Origin of the sequence: Aquitalea sp. ASV11, from assembly GCF_016429185.1 — a bacterium.
In the GTDB taxonomy this organism is placed as follows: Bacteria; Pseudomonadota; Gammaproteobacteria; order Burkholderiales; family Chromobacteriaceae; genus Aquitalea; species Aquitalea pelogenes.
Map to the genome: position 1 here is coordinate 19,381 of NZ_JAELUD010000028.1, position 15,338 is coordinate 34,718.

13 protein-coding genes are annotated in these 15,338 nt (G+C 62.0%); 8 read left to right on the forward strand and 5 right to left on the reverse strand.

Going from position 1 to position 15,338, the window contains the following annotated elements; translation table 11 throughout:
• Positions 1 to 148 precede the first annotated feature (148 nt).
• Positions 149 to 1,492: a sigma-54-dependent Fis family transcriptional regulator gene (locus JHD62_RS10860; RefSeq protein WP_199102899.1), complete on the reverse strand. Its 1,344-nt coding sequence runs from the start codon at positions 1,490 to 1,492 to the stop codon at positions 149 to 151.
• Between the two features lie 175 nt (positions 1,493 to 1,667).
• Between JHD62_RS10860 and cydP the strand changes: the two genes are divergently transcribed.
• The 4 genes from cydP to cydX all read left to right on the forward strand — a co-directional run bounded on the left by cydP (position 1,668) and on the right by cydX (position 4,731).
• Positions 1,668 to 1,859 (forward strand): cytochrome oxidase putative small subunit CydP, encoded by a 192-nt coding sequence (gene cydP, locus JHD62_RS10865; protein WP_199102900.1) that lies wholly within the window; start codon positions 1,668 to 1,670, stop codon positions 1,857 to 1,859.
• Positions 1,849 to 3,399, forward strand: coding sequence for a cytochrome ubiquinol oxidase subunit I (locus JHD62_RS10870; RefSeq protein ID WP_199102901.1), 1,551 nt, complete (start codon positions 1,849 to 1,851; stop codon positions 3,397 to 3,399). Before cydP ends, JHD62_RS10870 begins: the two co-directional genes overlap by 11 nt.
• Positions 3,400 to 3,477: 78 nt before the next feature.
• Complete coding sequence (cydB, locus tag JHD62_RS10875) at positions 3,478 to 4,617, forward strand: cytochrome d ubiquinol oxidase subunit II (RefSeq protein WP_199102902.1); 1,140 nt, start codon at positions 3,478 to 3,480, stop codon at positions 4,615 to 4,617.
• Positions 4,618 to 4,629: 12 nt separating this feature from the next.
• Entirely contained in the window at positions 4,630 to 4,731 is a 102-nt protein-coding gene (gene cydX, locus JHD62_RS10880; RefSeq protein ID WP_131361055.1) for a cytochrome bd-I oxidase subunit CydX, read from the forward strand.
• Positions 4,732 to 4,797: 66 nt separating this feature from the next.
• On the opposite strand, the gene JHD62_RS10885 is transcribed toward cydX, so the two are convergent.
• Positions 4,798 to 5,703, reverse strand: coding sequence for a LysR family transcriptional regulator (locus tag JHD62_RS10885; protein WP_199102903.1), 906 nt, complete (start codon positions 5,701 to 5,703; stop codon positions 4,798 to 4,800).
• 133 nt (positions 5,704 to 5,836) lie between these two features.
• On the opposite strand from JHD62_RS10885, the gene JHD62_RS10890 reads away from it, so the two are divergent.
• Positions 5,837 to 6,583 (forward strand): SDR family oxidoreductase, encoded by a 747-nt coding sequence (locus JHD62_RS10890; RefSeq protein ID WP_199102904.1) that lies wholly within the window; start codon positions 5,837 to 5,839, stop codon positions 6,581 to 6,583.
• Between the two features lie 91 nt (positions 6,584 to 6,674).
• Here JHD62_RS10890 and JHD62_RS10895 read toward each other — a convergent pair whose 3' ends face one another.
• The 3 genes from JHD62_RS10895 to JHD62_RS10905 form a co-directional block, all read right to left on the reverse strand.
• Positions 6,675 to 7,769, reverse strand: a complete 1,095-nt coding sequence (locus tag JHD62_RS10895) for an MBL fold metallo-hydrolase (protein WP_199102905.1) — start codon at positions 7,767 to 7,769, stop codon at positions 6,675 to 6,677.
• 44 nt (positions 7,770 to 7,813) lie between these two features.
• Complete coding sequence (locus tag JHD62_RS10900) at positions 7,814 to 8,812, reverse strand: aldo/keto reductase (RefSeq protein ID WP_199102906.1); 999 nt, start codon at positions 8,810 to 8,812, stop codon at positions 7,814 to 7,816.
• A gap of 69 nt (positions 8,813 to 8,881) precedes the next feature.
• Positions 8,882 to 9,451 (reverse strand): TetR/AcrR family transcriptional regulator, encoded by a 570-nt coding sequence (locus JHD62_RS10905; protein ID WP_131359685.1) that lies wholly within the window; start codon positions 9,449 to 9,451, stop codon positions 8,882 to 8,884.
• Positions 9,452 to 9,677: 226 nt separating this feature from the next.
• On the opposite strand from JHD62_RS10905, the gene JHD62_RS10910 reads away from it, so the two are divergent.
• From JHD62_RS10910 to JHD62_RS10920, 3 genes are all read left to right on the forward strand, one after another.
• Positions 9,678 to 10,574: a LysR family transcriptional regulator gene (locus JHD62_RS10910; protein WP_199102907.1), complete on the forward strand. Its 897-nt coding sequence runs from the start codon at positions 9,678 to 9,680 to the stop codon at positions 10,572 to 10,574.
• Positions 10,575 to 10,868: 294 nt separating this feature from the next.
• Positions 10,869 to 12,071 carry an efflux RND transporter periplasmic adaptor subunit gene (locus JHD62_RS10915; RefSeq protein WP_199102908.1) on the forward strand — a complete coding sequence of 401 codons (1,203 nt, stop codon included), beginning with the start codon at positions 10,869 to 10,871 and terminating at the stop codon, positions 12,069 to 12,071.
• Between the two features lie 20 nt (positions 12,072 to 12,091).
• Positions 12,092 to 15,334, forward strand: a complete 3,243-nt coding sequence (locus JHD62_RS10920) for an efflux RND transporter permease subunit (protein WP_199102909.1) — start codon at positions 12,092 to 12,094, stop codon at positions 15,332 to 15,334.
• Positions 15,335 to 15,338: the final 4 nt, after the last annotated feature.

Here is a 15,338-nt window from a genome sequence, read left to right on the forward strand (position 1 = left end):
TGGCTGTTGGCCGCGGCTGATTGTCAGGCTGCTTGTTGAGCCGGACTGCTGTGTCTGGCACGGCTGATCCGCCTGGCGGCCCGGCCTGCTGGAACAAAGATTGCTTGAGACTGCTTCACCAAGGTTGCAATCTCTTTGCCCCCGCCCATCAGGTGGGGGTTTTCTTTTCCAGCGCCGCCAGTTGGCGATACAGCGTGCGTTCGGTGATTTGCAGGCGGGTTGCCAGTTCCTTGCGGCCCAGCTGGCTATGGCGAACCGCCCATTGCAGATAGCGGGCCTGTACTTCGGCCAATGGCAGCAGGCCGCACTGGAAGGGCTGCCGCTGTGCCAGTGTTGCGGGCTGGGGCATGCTGTCGGTTTGCAGGCCGGATGGCGCATTCAGGTGCTCGCGGCTGATATGCTCGCCGTCGCTCAGCAGGCTGGCGCGCTCCAGCAGATTGCGCAGTTCACGGATATTGCCGTGGAAGGCTTGTTCTACCAGCCATTGTCGGGCGTCGGCGTCCAGTTTTAATTGTCGGCCCGGTGCCACCCGTTCCAGCAGGGCGGCGGCCAGCAGCGGAATGTCCTCGCGCCGTTCGCGCAGCGGCGGCAGGCGGATGGGAAACACGGCCAGCCGGTAGTAAAGGTCGGCGCGGAAGCTGCCTTCGGCCACCATGAGCGCCAGATCGCGATGGGTGGCGGCAATCAGGCGGAAATTGGCCGGTATGCTGTGGATGCCCCCCACCCGGCGGAAGCTGCCGCTTTCCAGCAAGCGCAGTAGTTTCACCTGCTGCGACAAGGGCAGGTCACCGATTTCATCCAGAAACAGCGTGCCGCCATCGGCCGCTTCCACCAGGCCCTGCTTGCGCTGCTGTGCGCCGGTAAATGCGCCTTTTTCATAGCCGAACAATTCACTTTCCAGCAGGGTTTCGGTCAGGCTGGCGCAGTCCACGGCAATGAATGGCCGCCTGGCATCGCCGCCACTATTGTGGATGGCACGGGCCAGGCCTTCCTTGCCGGTGCCGGATTCGCCAATCAACAGCACCGCGGCGTGGGATGGGGCCGCGCGTTGCGCCAGTAGCAGCATGCTGCGAAATGCCGGGCTGCGTCCCACCATCTTGTCCGGCACCGGCTGGCTGCTGGCTTGCGGCAGGTGCTGCATTTTCTCGATGAACAAATGGCGGTGGCCGCTGATGTCGGCCAGTGGCATCAATTCCACATCCACATGCTCTTCGCCATGCGCGGTGCGGTGAATGTGCAGTACCCGCTCTGGCTGGCCGCTGCTTAGCGTCATTTGCAAGGGGCAGGATTCGCCCTCTTCATTGCAAGGCCGCTGATAGCCATGGGATGCCGCATGACAGCGCTGACCCACCACCTGGCCATACAGGGCTTGATACGCCGGGTTGGCATGCAGGATTTCAAACTGTTCGGTAATGACGATGCGTGGCTCGTCCAGTTCATCCAGCATGCGGCTGATGGTGTCCAGGCTGGCGGCGGTGGTGAGTGGTGACATGGTGACGATTTTGACATGACGAAAGTGTCATGTTAGCCCGGAAAATGCCGTCAATACAGCGAATATTCGCCCTCTGGCTGCTGGCATGGCACTTGCAATCAGCACTGCCATGCAGGGTGGGCCTTACCGGAATGGCTGGTGTGGCTCTGTTTACCCTGACAAGGGGAATCAGCCCATGAAGAAGACATCAAGCAAGCTGAGCCGTGAGCTGGCCTGGATCATCGCTATCAAGGTGGTACTGCTGCTGATCATCTGGAAGGCATTCATCGCGCCTTACCGCGTGGCGGTGGATGCCGATTCCGTCGCCGGCAAGGTGCTGAATCCGGCGCACAGCAGCCAACAACTGGAGAAAAACAATGCTAGATAATGTCGTCGATTTATCGCGACTGCAGTTCGCCGTGACGGCGCTTTACCACTTTCTGTTTGTGCCGCTCACCATCGGCATGGTGTGGATGCTGGTCATCATGGAGGCGGTATGGGTGATGACCGGCAAGCAGGTGTATCAGGACATGACCCGTTTCTGGGGCAAGCTGTTTGGCATCAACTTTGCGCTGGGGGTGACAACCGGCATCACCATGGAATTCCAGTTTGGTACCAACTGGGCGTATTACTCGCACTATGTGGGCGATATTTTCGGCGCACCGCTGGCGATTGAAGGCCTGATGGCTTTCTTCCTGGAGTCCACCATGATCGGCCTGTTCTTTTTTGGCTGGAACCGCCTGTCGCGCAAGCAGCATTTGCTGGTGACCATCCTGATGGCTATCGGTACCAATCTGTCGGCCTTGTGGATATTGATTGCCAATGGCTGGATGCAGAACCCGGTGGGCGCGGAATTCAGCTACCAGACCATGCGCATGGAAATGACCGACTTTGCCGCGCTGCTGTTCAATCCGGATGCCCAGGCCAAGTTCGTGCATACCGTCAGCGCCGGCTATGTCACCGGGGCCATGTTCGTATTGTCCATTTCCAGCTGGTATCTGCTGCGCGGACGCAATGTGGAGTTTGCCCGCAAGAGCTTCCGCATTGCCGCGGCGTTTGGCTTTGCCAGCATCTGTTCGGTGATTGTGCTGGGGGATGAGTCCGGTTACACCGTGGGCGAGGCGCAGCAGACCAAGCTGGCCGCCATTGAGGCCATGTGGCATACCGAGCCGGCCCCCGCGTCGTTCAACCTGCTGGCCTGGCCCAATGAAACACGCATGGAAAACGACTGGCAGGTGAGCATTCCCTGGGTGATGGGCCTGATTGGCACCCGCTCGGTCAGCAAGCAGATTCCCGGCATCCACGAAATCATGGCGCAAAACCGCTTGCGCATTCAGTCCGGCATGCTGGCGGTGCAGGCGCTGGAAGCCGTGCGGCGCAATCGTAAGGACAGTGCTGCACTAAAGGTTCTGGAAGCGCACAAGCAGGATCTGGGCTTTGGCCTGCTGCTGAAGAAGTACACCGCCAATATGGCCACGGCCACGCCGCAGATGATTGATGCCGCCGCGCGCGACACCATTCCTCGCGTGGCACCGATGTTCTGGTCGTTCCGGCTGATGGTGGGCATGGGCATGGCCATGCTGCTGCTGTTCGGCTGGTCGTTCTGGGCTTCGCTCAAGGGCGATTTCCAGCACCGTCCGCGCTTGCTCAAGCTGGCCTTGTGCTGCCTGCCGCTGCCGTGGCTGTCCTGCGAGCTGGGCTGGGTGGTGGCGGAATACGGCCGCCAGCCGTGGACCATCTACGGCGTGCTGCCCACCCGGCTGTCGGTATCCACCTTGTCGGTGGAGTCGCTGTACGGTTCGCTGGCGGGTTTTGTCGGTTTCTACACTGTGCTGCTGGTGGTGGAAATGATGCTGATGGTGCGCTTTGCCCGTCAGGGGCCGGGCAGTCTGGGTACTGGCCGCTACGACCATGAAACCGCTCACTGATATCGGCTTACAACACATCTGCTGCTGTATTGCGGCAGGGCTGTTGTGCTGCTTCGTGCACAGCACAAAGGAATAATCATGCTGGATTATGCAAGTCTGAAGGTGATCTGGTGGCTGCTGGTTGGCGTCTTGCTGGTCGGTTTTGCCATCATGGATGGTCACGATATGGGTGTGGGCACGCTGTTGCCCTTTGTCGGCAAGGACGATACCGAACGGCGGGTGGTGATCAACACCGTCGGCCCGCACTGGGATGGCAACCAGGTATGGTTCATCACCGGTGGCGGGGCCATTTTTGCCGCCTGGCCGCTGGTGTATGCCACCGCGTTTTCCGGTTTTTACTGGGCCATGCTGCTGGTGTTGTGGGCGCTGTTTTTCCGCCCGGTGGGCTTTGACTACCGCAGCAAGATAGACAACCCGACCTGGCGTTCGGTATGGGACTGGGGCCTGTTTGTCGGTGGCACCATTCCGCCGCTGATTTTTGGCGTGGCCTTTGGCAATTTGCTGCAAGGCGTGCCCTTTCATTTCGACAACAATCTGCTGTCCACCTACGACGGCAGTTTCTGGGGCCTGCTCAATCCGTTTGCCCTGCTGTGTGGCGTGGTGTCCAGCGCCATGATCAGCTTCCACGGCGGGGTGTATCTGGCTCACCGTACCGAAGGTGCCATCCAGCAGCGTGCGCAAGCCTGGGTGCGGGTGACGGGGCTGATCTGGCTGGCCGGTTTCACCCTGGCTGGCATCTGGCTGGCGCGGGGGATTGACGGCTATGTGATCAGCTCGGCCGTACAGCCGGATGCGCTGCCAGACCCGCTGGCCAAAACTGTCAGCCGTGTGGCCGGGGCCTGGCTGGGCAATTACCAGCGCTGGCCGCTGGCCATGTTGTTGCCAGTCACCGGCTATCTGGGCTGTATTGTCGCCATGCTGCTCTTGCGTGGTGGCCGCAGTTTTGCCGCCTTCTGGGCCTCAGCCGTGGGGCTGGCCGGAGTCATCGGTACGGCTGGTGTCAGCATGTTCCCCTTCGTGATGCCATCGTCCAGCCATCCGGCGTCCAGCCTGACGGTGTGGGACAGCGTGTCCAGCCAGCTCACGTTGCAGCTGATGCTGGTGGCCACACTGATCTTCATGCCCTTGATCATTCTGTACACCCGCTGGGCCTACAAGGTGATGGGCGGCAAGGTGACCGCCGCCTATGTGCGGGAAAACAATCACAGCGCGTATTGAGAGGAGAGCAAGATGTGGTACTTCGCTTGGGTATTGGGTATCGGTTTTGCCGTATCGCTGGGCATTTTGAATGCCATGTGGGGAGAGTACGAGCAGGATCGCAAACAGCAGTAACAAGGATGATGTGAAGCGAAGCGGCGCAGTCCGGGCGTGGCCTGGCTGCGCCTTTGTCATGTTGATTCAGCGGAAAAACGCGGTCTGACTGAAGTGTTGCAGCAAGTGCTCGAACACCGCGCGGATACGGGCGGGTACCGGCCCGCGCTGTGGCCGGTACAGATAAAGCTGCCATGGCCTTGGGGCCAGTTGCGGCAATACCGCTTGCAGCTGACCGCTGGCCAATAGCGGCGCAGCCATGAAGCCAGCCAGCTGGCCAAAGCCGATGCCACCAAGCACGGCCTGGCATTCGGCGCGGGTATCGCTGGCCATGAATACCGGGGCAGGTGGCTGCCACTGTTGCTCATCAGCCAGAAACCATGGCCAGGGTTTGCCGGTATTCGGGTCCAGGCTCACCGTTACCGGCAGCGCTTCCAGCTCGGCCAGCGTGCTGGGGGTGCCGCAACGGGCCAGCAGGGCCGGGCTGGCCACGATGTGAAACGGCACCGGGCACACGGCGCGGGCAATCACCCGGCTGTCACGCATGAAGCCCACCCGGATGCCGATGTCGATCTGCTCGTCCACTGCATTGCTCAACACGTCCGACAAGCGCAAATCCACCCGCAAGCCGGGGTGCAATGGCAGCAGGCTGGCCAGCGCCGGTGTCAGATAGGCATCCCCGATGGCGGCCGGGGCGGTTATCCGCACCAGCCCGTTGATTTCATCCGCCGCCTGCGGGCCTTGGTGCTGGAACAGTTGGTCCATATCCCGCACCGTTTGCCTGGCCCGCACTGCCAGGCTGGCACCAAAGCCGGTAATGCGGATATGGCGGGTATTGCGGTAGAACAGTACTTCGCCCAATAGCTGTTCCAGTTCCTTGATGGCGCGGGTTACTGCCTGTGGCGAGCTGCCCAGTTGCTGTGCCGCCTCCTTGAAGCTGCTGCACTCCGCGGCCACGCAAAAGATGCGCAGCATTTCCAGCCGGTTCAACATGGTTTGGCTCCCGTCGCTGATTTATTCCATTTTTTGTCATTATAAAGTGCAAACAATTTCATTTATTGGTGTTTTCTGCTGATGGATACTGCGATGCAAGGCGGGACGGACCCGCCATCACATGGAGCAAGCAATGTCGAATGGAATCGCAGGAAAAGTCGTGGTGATTACGGGTGCCAGCAGCGGACTGGGTGAAGCCACTGCACGTCATCTGGCGGCACTGGGCGCACGGGTGGTATTGGGTGCCCGTCGGGCCGACCGTTTGCAGGCACTGGTGGAGGATATTCGCCAGGCTGGTGGTGAGGCAGTACATGCGGTGACCGATGTCACCAGCAAGGCGCAAGTGCAGGCGCTGGTGGATGCCGGGCGTGCTGCCTTTGGTCGCGTTGACGTGATGATCAACAATGCAGGCCTGATGGCCATTGCCCCTATCTCGCAACTGCGCAGCGACGAGTGGGACCGCATGATAGACATCAATATCAAGGGTGTGCTGTATGGCATTGCCGCTGTTCTGCCCCTGTTCGAGCAGCAAGGAGGCGGCCATGTGATCAATATTTCGTCGGTGGCCGGCATCAAGGTGTTTGCGCCGGGCGGCACGGTGTATTCGGGCACCAAGTTTGCCGTGCGCGCCATTTCCGATGGCTTGCGTCAGGAACTGGCGGGCAAGGTGAGAGTGACCTCCATCGAGCCGGGCGCGGTGGAGAGTGAGCTGAAGTTTGGTTCCGGCGACCCGGCCAGCCGTGAGGAAATCGTGGCGTTTTATCAGCAAGAAGCCATTCCTGCCGATTCGGTTGCCCGCGCCATTGCCTACGTCATCGAACAGCCGGCGGATGTGGCCATCAATGAAGTGGTATTGCGCCCGACTGTTCAGGAATTCTGATTCTGTAGCCGTAAACGCAAACGTCCCCTCGCGTGCAGGCGCGAGCGGGACGTTTTGTCTTGTCCGGCTGCTGGGCTGATATTGGCGCTGTCTAGTCTGCCTCGGTCAGTGGGTCGGCATGGGCTATTGCGCCAAGGCGTGGTCTGCCGGCTTCGCTGTGACGCCACCATGGCTGGGTCTGGGCTGGGTGCAGGATATCCAGCCGCTCGCCGAAGCGTGGTGTGCGCAGGCAGACATCGTGCCGGGCAGCCAGTGTGCTGATGCGCTCCAGCGGTTCGGTCCAGCCATGCAGTGCCAGATCGAAGGTGCCGTTGTGGATGGGTATCAGCACTTCGCCACCGAGGTCGAGATGGGCTTGCAGGGTTTGCTCGGGGTGCATGTGTACATCCGCCCAGTCTTCGTTGTAGGCACCGTTTTCCAGCAGGGTGAGGTTGAAGGGGCCGTGGCGCAGGCCAATCTGGCGAAAGCCGTCGAAATAACCGCTATCCCCGCTGAAAAAGACCCGGCTCTGGCTGCTGCCAATCACCCATGACGCCCACAGGGTGCGGTTGCCATCCCGCAGGCCACGCCCGGAAAAGTGCTGGGCCGGGGTGGCGGTGATGTGCAGCGGCCCGGCAGTCACGCCTTGCCACCAATCCAGCTGGCGGATTTTTTCCGCCGGAATGCCCCAGTCCTGCAGGCGCTGGCCTACGCCCAGCGGGGTGATGAACAGGCGGGTTTTGTGTTGCAAGGCCAGTACGGTGCTGCGGTCCAGGTGGTCGTAGTGGTCGTGGGAGATGATCACCACGTCCAGTTGGGGCAAGGCCTCCAGCGCGATGGGTGGCGCATGGAAGCGCTTGGGGCCGATGAAGGAGAATGGTGAGGCGCGTTGGCTGAACACCGGGTCGGTCAGCAGGAAAGCGCCATCCAGCTTGAACAGTACGGTGGAATGCCCCAGCCGCCACAGGCTGTTGTCTGGTGCAGCAGCCAGGTCAGCCGGGCTCAGCGGCAGCGGCTGGATGGGCTGGGCCGGTACCGCATGGGGTGATTTGTCGGTAAAAAAGCGCAGCATGATGCGCAGGGTGTCGCGCAGCCCGCCAGCGCGGCGTGGCTGGGCATTGCGATAGCGGCCATCACGCAGCAGGCTGCCGCCGGGGGATGGCTGGCCGGTTTCGGCTGCCGGTTTGTCTGTGTTCAAGGTGGGCATCGGGTTTCTTCCTGGTGAGGGAAATGAAATGGCTTGCAGCGGGCTCAGGCGCAGCTTCTTTCCAGCTCGCCCTGTGCTGCTGGCATCTGCTCCTGCGGCGCAAACCAGTCCGGCAACAGCGGGGTGGGGGCGCTGGCGGCATCCAGTAGCAGCAATTCGGTGGCGGATAGCTGCAAGGTGGTGGCGTGCAGGGCCTCTGCGTGCTGCATGGCGTTGTTGAATGCCGGCACGATGCTGGAAACCGGGTCGCGGGCCAGCAGCCAGGCCAGCGCAATCTGGTTGGCGCTGGCCTGATGACCATCGGCAATGTTACGTAACAGTTCGGCCAGCCGGTGATTGCTGCGCGGGTTGTCCGGGACTGTGGTGCCGGTCAGGTAGCCCTGGGTGGGTACCGCGCCCGCATTGCTGAACGGCATGCCTGCTGGCTGGGGCTTCACGATCAGGCCCAGTCCATAGCTTTGCAGCATGGGGATGGTTTCCCGCTCCGGGCTGCGGGTATTCAGGGCGTAGTGCAGCTCGCCAAAACAGAAGGGTGCCCAGCCGTGACGCTGCTGTAATTCCAGCGCTCTGGCTGCCTTCCAGGCGGGCCAGTTGGCAAAGCCCAGATAACGCACTTTCCCGGCCCGCACCATGTCGTCCAGCGTTTGCAGGGTTTCTTCCAGCGGCGTGTACGGGTCTTCATGCGGTACCACGCACAGGTCCAGCCAGTCGCTGCCCAGCCGTTTCAGGCTTTGCTCGATGGACCATGCAATATCGCTGCGCGACAGGCCAGGGTGGCTGTGGGTGCCGTTGCGCCGCGCGCCAAGCCGGCTGCTGACCAGCACTTCGGCACGGCGCTTGCCCAGTGCCTTGGCCAGCAGCGATTCCGCCATACCGTCCATGCAGCTGGCGGCATCAAACAGATTGATGCCGGCATCCAGTGCCTGGGCTATGCTGCGGGCTGTCTGTTGTGCTGCATCCGGGCAGGCCGGGTCTGGCCGCGGTACTGCACAGGCCAGCCGGGAGAGGGTGGGGCCGCCAAGGCCCAGTCGCGCATAGTGCATGGCAAAATCCTGTTGTGAGTACTCACTCATTTATTGAGCAAAAAATGAGCAAAAAAATCGGCGCAATGATTAGCGCACCGAGCCGGACCAAAACACCCGGAATCCGGCGCTCTTGTAAGCCTGGCCATTGGCAGGGTCGCGCACCACAAACTGGATGGTGGTTTCCGCCAGCGCCATGAACACCGCATCGGCAAAGCCGCCGGGCAGGGCGGAGAGGCCGTTGTTGTCAGAGCAGGCCTGGGCGACACATTTGATGTCGGACAGCTGGCTTGCCACCGTGCAGCGGGTTTCATCGGTTACCTTGTCCGATACCACCAGCTGGTTCAGCGTCTTGAAAAAGGACAGATTGCTCACGCCCCAGTCGATGTAGGCATCCCACAGCGCACGTACTTGTTCGTCCAGGCTGTCGTGCACGGCCATGTGCTGGCGCAGCGCGGCAGCCAGATCCAGCTTCAGGTGGGTGTAGAGCGCGTTGTACAGCACATCCTTGGTGGCGAAATAGCGGAACAGCGTGCCTTCGGCCACGCCAGCACCACGGGCGATGGACGCAGTGGACGCACCAAGCCCCTGCGCAGCCATGATGTCGGCGGCAGATTCCAGCAAGGCGATGCGTTTTTCTTCACTGCGGGGGAGAGCCATGGGCGGGAAAGTAAGTGAGTAATTACTCATTCTAGCTGTGCGCATCTGTCACAGGCAAGTGCGCTGTACGGCTGGCGGGAGATGTGTTGCGGCAATGGTCTGGCTGGCGGTTGCTGTTGCTTGTTCTGGCAAAGCAGGCCTGCCACCGGCGAAGATGGCAGATTGTGCTGGCGCATTGCGTCATCTTGCAAAATAATGCGCCAGTCCAAATGAGATTATTTCAATAATGGCCCGCGAAAACCTGAATGATCTGCGCACTTTTGTCCTGGTAGCCCGCGAAGGCAGCTTTACCCGTGCGGCGGCCAAGCTGGGCGTATCGCCCTCGGCCGTGAGCCACACCATGCGCGCGCTGGAGGAAAGCATGGGCATGCGTCTGGTTACCCGTACCACCCGCAGTGTGGCGCTGACCACGGCAGGGGAGCAGGTGCTGGCCATTTTTGCTCCCCGGCTGGACGAAATCGAAGCCGAGCTGTCGGTGCTGCGCGAGCAGCGTGACAAACCGGCGGGCAGCATCCGCATTACCGCAACGGACTTTGCCGCCGAGCAATACCTGCTGCCCAAGCTGGCGCAGCTACTGCCGGACTACCCGGATGTGCAGGTGGAGCTATCCATCGATTACGGCCTGACCGATATCGTGGCGCAGCGCTTTGATGCCGGTATCCGCTTTGGCGACCAGGTGGCGCGCGACATGATTGCCGTACGCATCAGCCCGGATATCCAGACCACCGTGGTGGCCACGCCGGGCTATTTTGCCCGCCATGGTGTGCCAGCGCACCCGCGTGACCTGACCGAACACAACTGCATCAGCATGCGTCTGCCCACCTATGGCGGGCTGTACGCCTGGGAGTTCGAGCAGGGCGCAAACAAGTTTTCCATCCGGGTGGGGGGGCAGCTCATCATCAACACCCTGCCTCAGATGCTGAATGCAGCGCTGGCCGGCATGGGCATTGCCTATACCGCCCGTGACTATGTGCAGCCTTATCTCGCCGATGGCCGCCTGCAGGAAGTACTGCAACCCTGGTGCGCGGTGTTTCCCGGTTTTCATCTCTACTACCCCAGCCGTCGCCAGTCCTCCCGTGCGCTGATGCTGCTGGTGGACGCCTTGCGCTACCACGCCGACTGAGCGCAGTAATCCCCCTGCCGCCGCACACCCGGAGCAGCTTGCACTGTCATTGATGAATTTATCTCACAATGGCATGCATGAAATTGCATCTAGTTCAGCAAATTCACAGCTGATACATTTGCGTCCCTGATCAAGCGGTGAATACCCGGCTGGCATGTGCCGGCCGTTGTGCTTTGTTCACCCGACAACAAGACAGCGCCAATGCGGCCAGCCCGCACAGGCGCTGCGTCGCCTTACCTGTCCGGTCACGCGCATTGCGCTGGCCATCTGTGCTGACCTTACGGAACCAAACACATGAACCCACCCAACAAGGGCCGGCGACCGCTGGCCGTGACTGCCATTTCCTTTGCCGTGCTGGCTGCACTTGGCACCGCCACCTGGCTGGGCCTGCATAGCCAGACGGTGCAGGCGGATGCCCCGTCTGCCGCCAGCCAGGCTGTTCCTGTTTCTGCTGCCTTGCTGGTACAGCAGGAAGTCAGCACCTGGCAGGATTTTTCCGGCCGCCTGGAGGCGGTGGAGCGAGTGGAGCTGCGCTCGCGCGTGGCCGGTGCCATCCAGTCCGTGCACTTTCGTGAAGGTGCGCTGGTAAAGGCAGGCGACCTGCTGGTGACTATCGACCCCGCGCCGTATCAGGCCGAGGTGGACCGCGCCGCCGCCCAGGTGGCGGCCGCCCAGTCCCAGCTGGTGTTTGCCCGCAGCGAGCAGGAACGCGCTAGCCACATGCTGGCCGACCACGCCATTGCGCAGCGCGATGCCGACGAGCGCAACAATGCCGCCCGCGCCGCCGATGCCAGCCTGAAAGCGGCGCAGGCCGCCTTGCAGACGGCACGGCTGAACCTGGGCTACACCGTCATCCGCGCGCCGGTATCCGGCCGGGTGGGCAAGCTGCTGGTGACTACCGGCAACCTGGTATCGGCCGGGCCGGATTCGCCGGTGCTTACCACGCTGGTGTCGGTAAACCCGGTGTATGCCAGCTTTGATGCCGACGAAGAAACCGTGAACAAGGCACTGGCCGAGCTGCCGGATGCCGGCGCTGCCCGTGCGCGGCTGGGTGACATTCCGCTGCAGGTAGCCACCAGTACCGCGCAAACCTTCCCCGCCAAGCTGCAACTGGTGGACAACCAGGTGGATGGCAAGAGCGGCACGGTCAAGCTGCGCGCCACGGTGGATAACCGCGACGGGGTACTGATTCCCGGCCAGTTCGTGCGCATCCGGCTGGGGCAGGCCAAGCGGCATCCGGCGCTGTTGCTGAACGAACAGGCCATCGGCACCGATCAGGACAAGCGCTTTGTCATGGTGGTCGACAAGGACAGCAAGGCGCGTTACCGCCAGGTGCAGCTGGGGGCCAGTGTCGATGGCCTGCGCATTGTCACCGCCGGCCTGCGTGCCGGTGAGCGGGTGATTGTGGACGGCCTGCAGAAAGTGCAGCCGGGCGCAGCGGTAGCACCGCACATGGTGCCGATGCAGCCCCCGGCCACTGCGGCGGCCAATAGCTGATTTCCACGCGAAAGACATTCATGAACCTATCCAAATTCTTCATCGACCGCCCGATTTTTGCCGGGGTGTTGTCGCTGCTGATTTTCCTGGCGGGCCTGCTGTCCTTGCGGGTGTTGCCGATTTCGGAATACCCGGAAGTGGTGCCGCCGCAAATCATCGTGCGGGCGCAGTTTCCCGGTGCCAACCCCAAGGTGATTGCCGAATCGGTGGCCACGCCGCTGGAAGAAGCCATCAACGGCACCGAAGGCATGCTGTACATGAGCAGCCAGGCCACCACCGACGGCCTGATGACGCTGACGGTAACTTTCCAGATCGGCACCGACCCGGACAAGGCGCAGCAACTGGTACAAAACCGCGTGGCGCAGGCCGAACCGCGCCTGCCGGAAGACGTGCGCCGCCTGGGCCTGACCACAATCAAGAGCAGCCCGGACCTGACGCTGGTGGTGCATTTGCTGTCGCCCAATGGCCGCTACGACATGACCTATCTGCGCAACTACGCCATTCTCAATGTGCGTGACCGGCTGGCGCGTATCAGCGGGGTAGGGCAGGTGGGCTTGTATGGCGCGGGCGATTACTCCATGCGCATCTGGCTGGACCCGCAAAAAGTGGCCATGCATGGCTTGTCGGCCAGCGAGGTGGTAACGGCCATCCGCGAACAGAACGTGCAGGCCGCGGCCGGTAGCATCGGTGCTTCGCCCAGTGCCAAGGGCATCCAGCTGCAATTCCCCATCAACGCGCAGGGCAGCCTGCAAACCGAGCAGGAATTCGGCGACATCATCGTCAAGACCGGTGCCGACGGTGCGGTAACGCGCCTGCGTGAGCTGGGCCGCATCGAGCTGGGCGCGTCGGAATACGCACTGCACTCCACGCTGGACAACAAGGCGGCAGTGGCCATTCCGGTATCGCAAGCCCCTGGCTCCAATGCCTTGCAGATTTCCGACCAGGTGCGTGCCACCATGGCCGAACTGAAGAAATCCATGCCCGAAGGGGTGGACTACGCCATCGACTACGACCCCACCCAGTTTGTGCGGGCGTCGATCGAATCGGTAGTACATACCCTGCTGGAAGCCATTGCACTGGTGGTGCTGGTGGTGATCCTGTTCCTGCAAACCTGGCGTGCTTCGCTGATTCCGCTGTTGGCGGTGCCGGTGTCCATTGTCGGTACTTTCGCGGTGATGCACGGCTTTGGCTTCACCATCAATACCCTGTCCTTGTTTGGGCTGGTGCTGGCCATCGGCATTGTGGTGGATGACGCCATCGTGGTGGTGGAAAACGTGGAGCGCAACATCGAGGCCGGGCTGGACCCGCGTGCAGCCTCCTACCGCGCCATGCGTGAAGTGTCCGGCCCCATCATCGCCATTGCGCTGGTGCTGGTGGCGGTATTCGTGCCGCTGGCCTTTATCGGCGGCCTGAGCGGCATGTTCTACAAGCAGTTTGCGCTGACCATTGCCATTTCCACGGTGATTTCCGCCATCAACTCGCTGACGTTGTCACCGGCACTGGCGGCCTTGCTGCTGCAACGCCACGATGCCCCGCAAGACTGGCTGACCCGCCAGATGGACCGCTGGCTGGGTGGTTTCTTCGACCGCTTCAACAGCCTGTTCAACCGCGGCGCCACCCGTTACAGCCAGGGCGTGAAGCAGGCCATCGGCCGCAAGTTTGTCATGCTGGCCATCTATGCCGGTCTGGCCGCGCTGACGGCGGGGCTGTTCCACAGCATTCCGGGTGGCTTTGTGCCGGCGCAGGACAAGCAGTACCTGATCGGCTTTGCCCAGTTGCCGGACGGTGCCACGCTGGACCGCACCGATGCGGTGATTCACCGCATGAGTGACATCGCGCTGAAGATACCCGGCGTGGAGCACGCCATTGCCTTCCCCGGCCTGTCGATCAACGGTTTCACCAACAGTGCCAACTCCGGCATCGTGTTTGTCACCCTCAAGCCCTTCGAGGAGCGGCGCGGCAAGGCCATGAGCGCCAATGCCATTGCCGGTGCGATGAATGCCGAGTTTGGCAAGTTGCAGGACGCCTTTGTGGTGATGTTCCCGCCACCGCCGGTACAGGGGCTGGGCACCACCGGTGGTTTCAAGTTGCAACTGGAGGACCGTGGCGGCCTGGGCTACGAGGCCATGGACAAGGCAGTGAAGGCCTTCATGGCCGGTGCCGCCAAGGCACCGGAACTGGCCGGGCTGTATACCAGCTACCAGCTGAACGTGCCGCAACTGCTGGCTGACCTGGACCGCAGCAAGGCCCAGCAGCTGGGGGTGAAGGTGACCGACGTGTTCAACACCATGCAGATTTATCTGGGCAGCCTGTACGTCAACGACTTCAACAAGTTTGGCCGTACCTACACCGTGCGGGTGCAGGCGGATGCCAACTTCCGTGCGCGGCCGGAAGACGTGGGCCAGCTGCAGGTGCGCTCGGCCAACGGCAGCATGGTGCCGCTGTCGGCCCTGCTCAAGGTCAAGCCCAGCTTCGGGCCGGAACGGGCCATGCGTTACAACGGCTTTCTGGCTGCTGACATCAACGGCGGTGCCGCGCCGGGTTACTCCAGCGGACAGGCACAAGAGGCCGTGGCGCGGGTAGCAGCACAAACCCTGCCGCCGGGCATTGGCTACGAGTGGACCGAGCTGACCTATCAGGAAATCCTGGCGGGCAATTCCGGCAGCTGGGTATTCCCCATTGCCATCCTGCTGGTGTTCCTGGTGCTGGCGGCGCAGTACGAAAGCCTGGCGCTGCCGCTGGCCATCATCCTGATTGTGCCGATGGCGCTGCTGGCGGCCATGGCCGGCGTGTGGCTGAGCCACGGTGACAACAATGTGTTTACCCAGATAGGCCTGGTGGTGCTGGTGGGTCTGAGTGCCAAGAACGCCATCCTGATTGTCGAGTTTGCCCGCGAGCTGGAGTTTGCTGGTCGCAGCCCGCTACAGGCGGCGATTGAAGCCAGCCGCCTGCGCTTGCGCCCCATCCTGATGACCTCGATGGCCTTCATCATGGGTGTGTTGCCGCTGGTGCTGGCGCAAGGTGCCGGGGCGGAAATGCGTAATGCCATGGGCGTGGCGGTGTTCAGCGGGATGATAGGTGTCACCGTATTCGGGCTGTTCCTCACCCCGGTGTTTTATGTGCTGATGCGCCGTCTGTCCGGCAACCGGCCATTGAAGCTGCACGGCGAGGTGCCGCATCTGGACCCGATCGCCCAGCCGCCCATGGGGCATGAGCACGGCCATGCACTTCATCCGGCAGCCAAGCACCATAACGTCGAATAAGGAA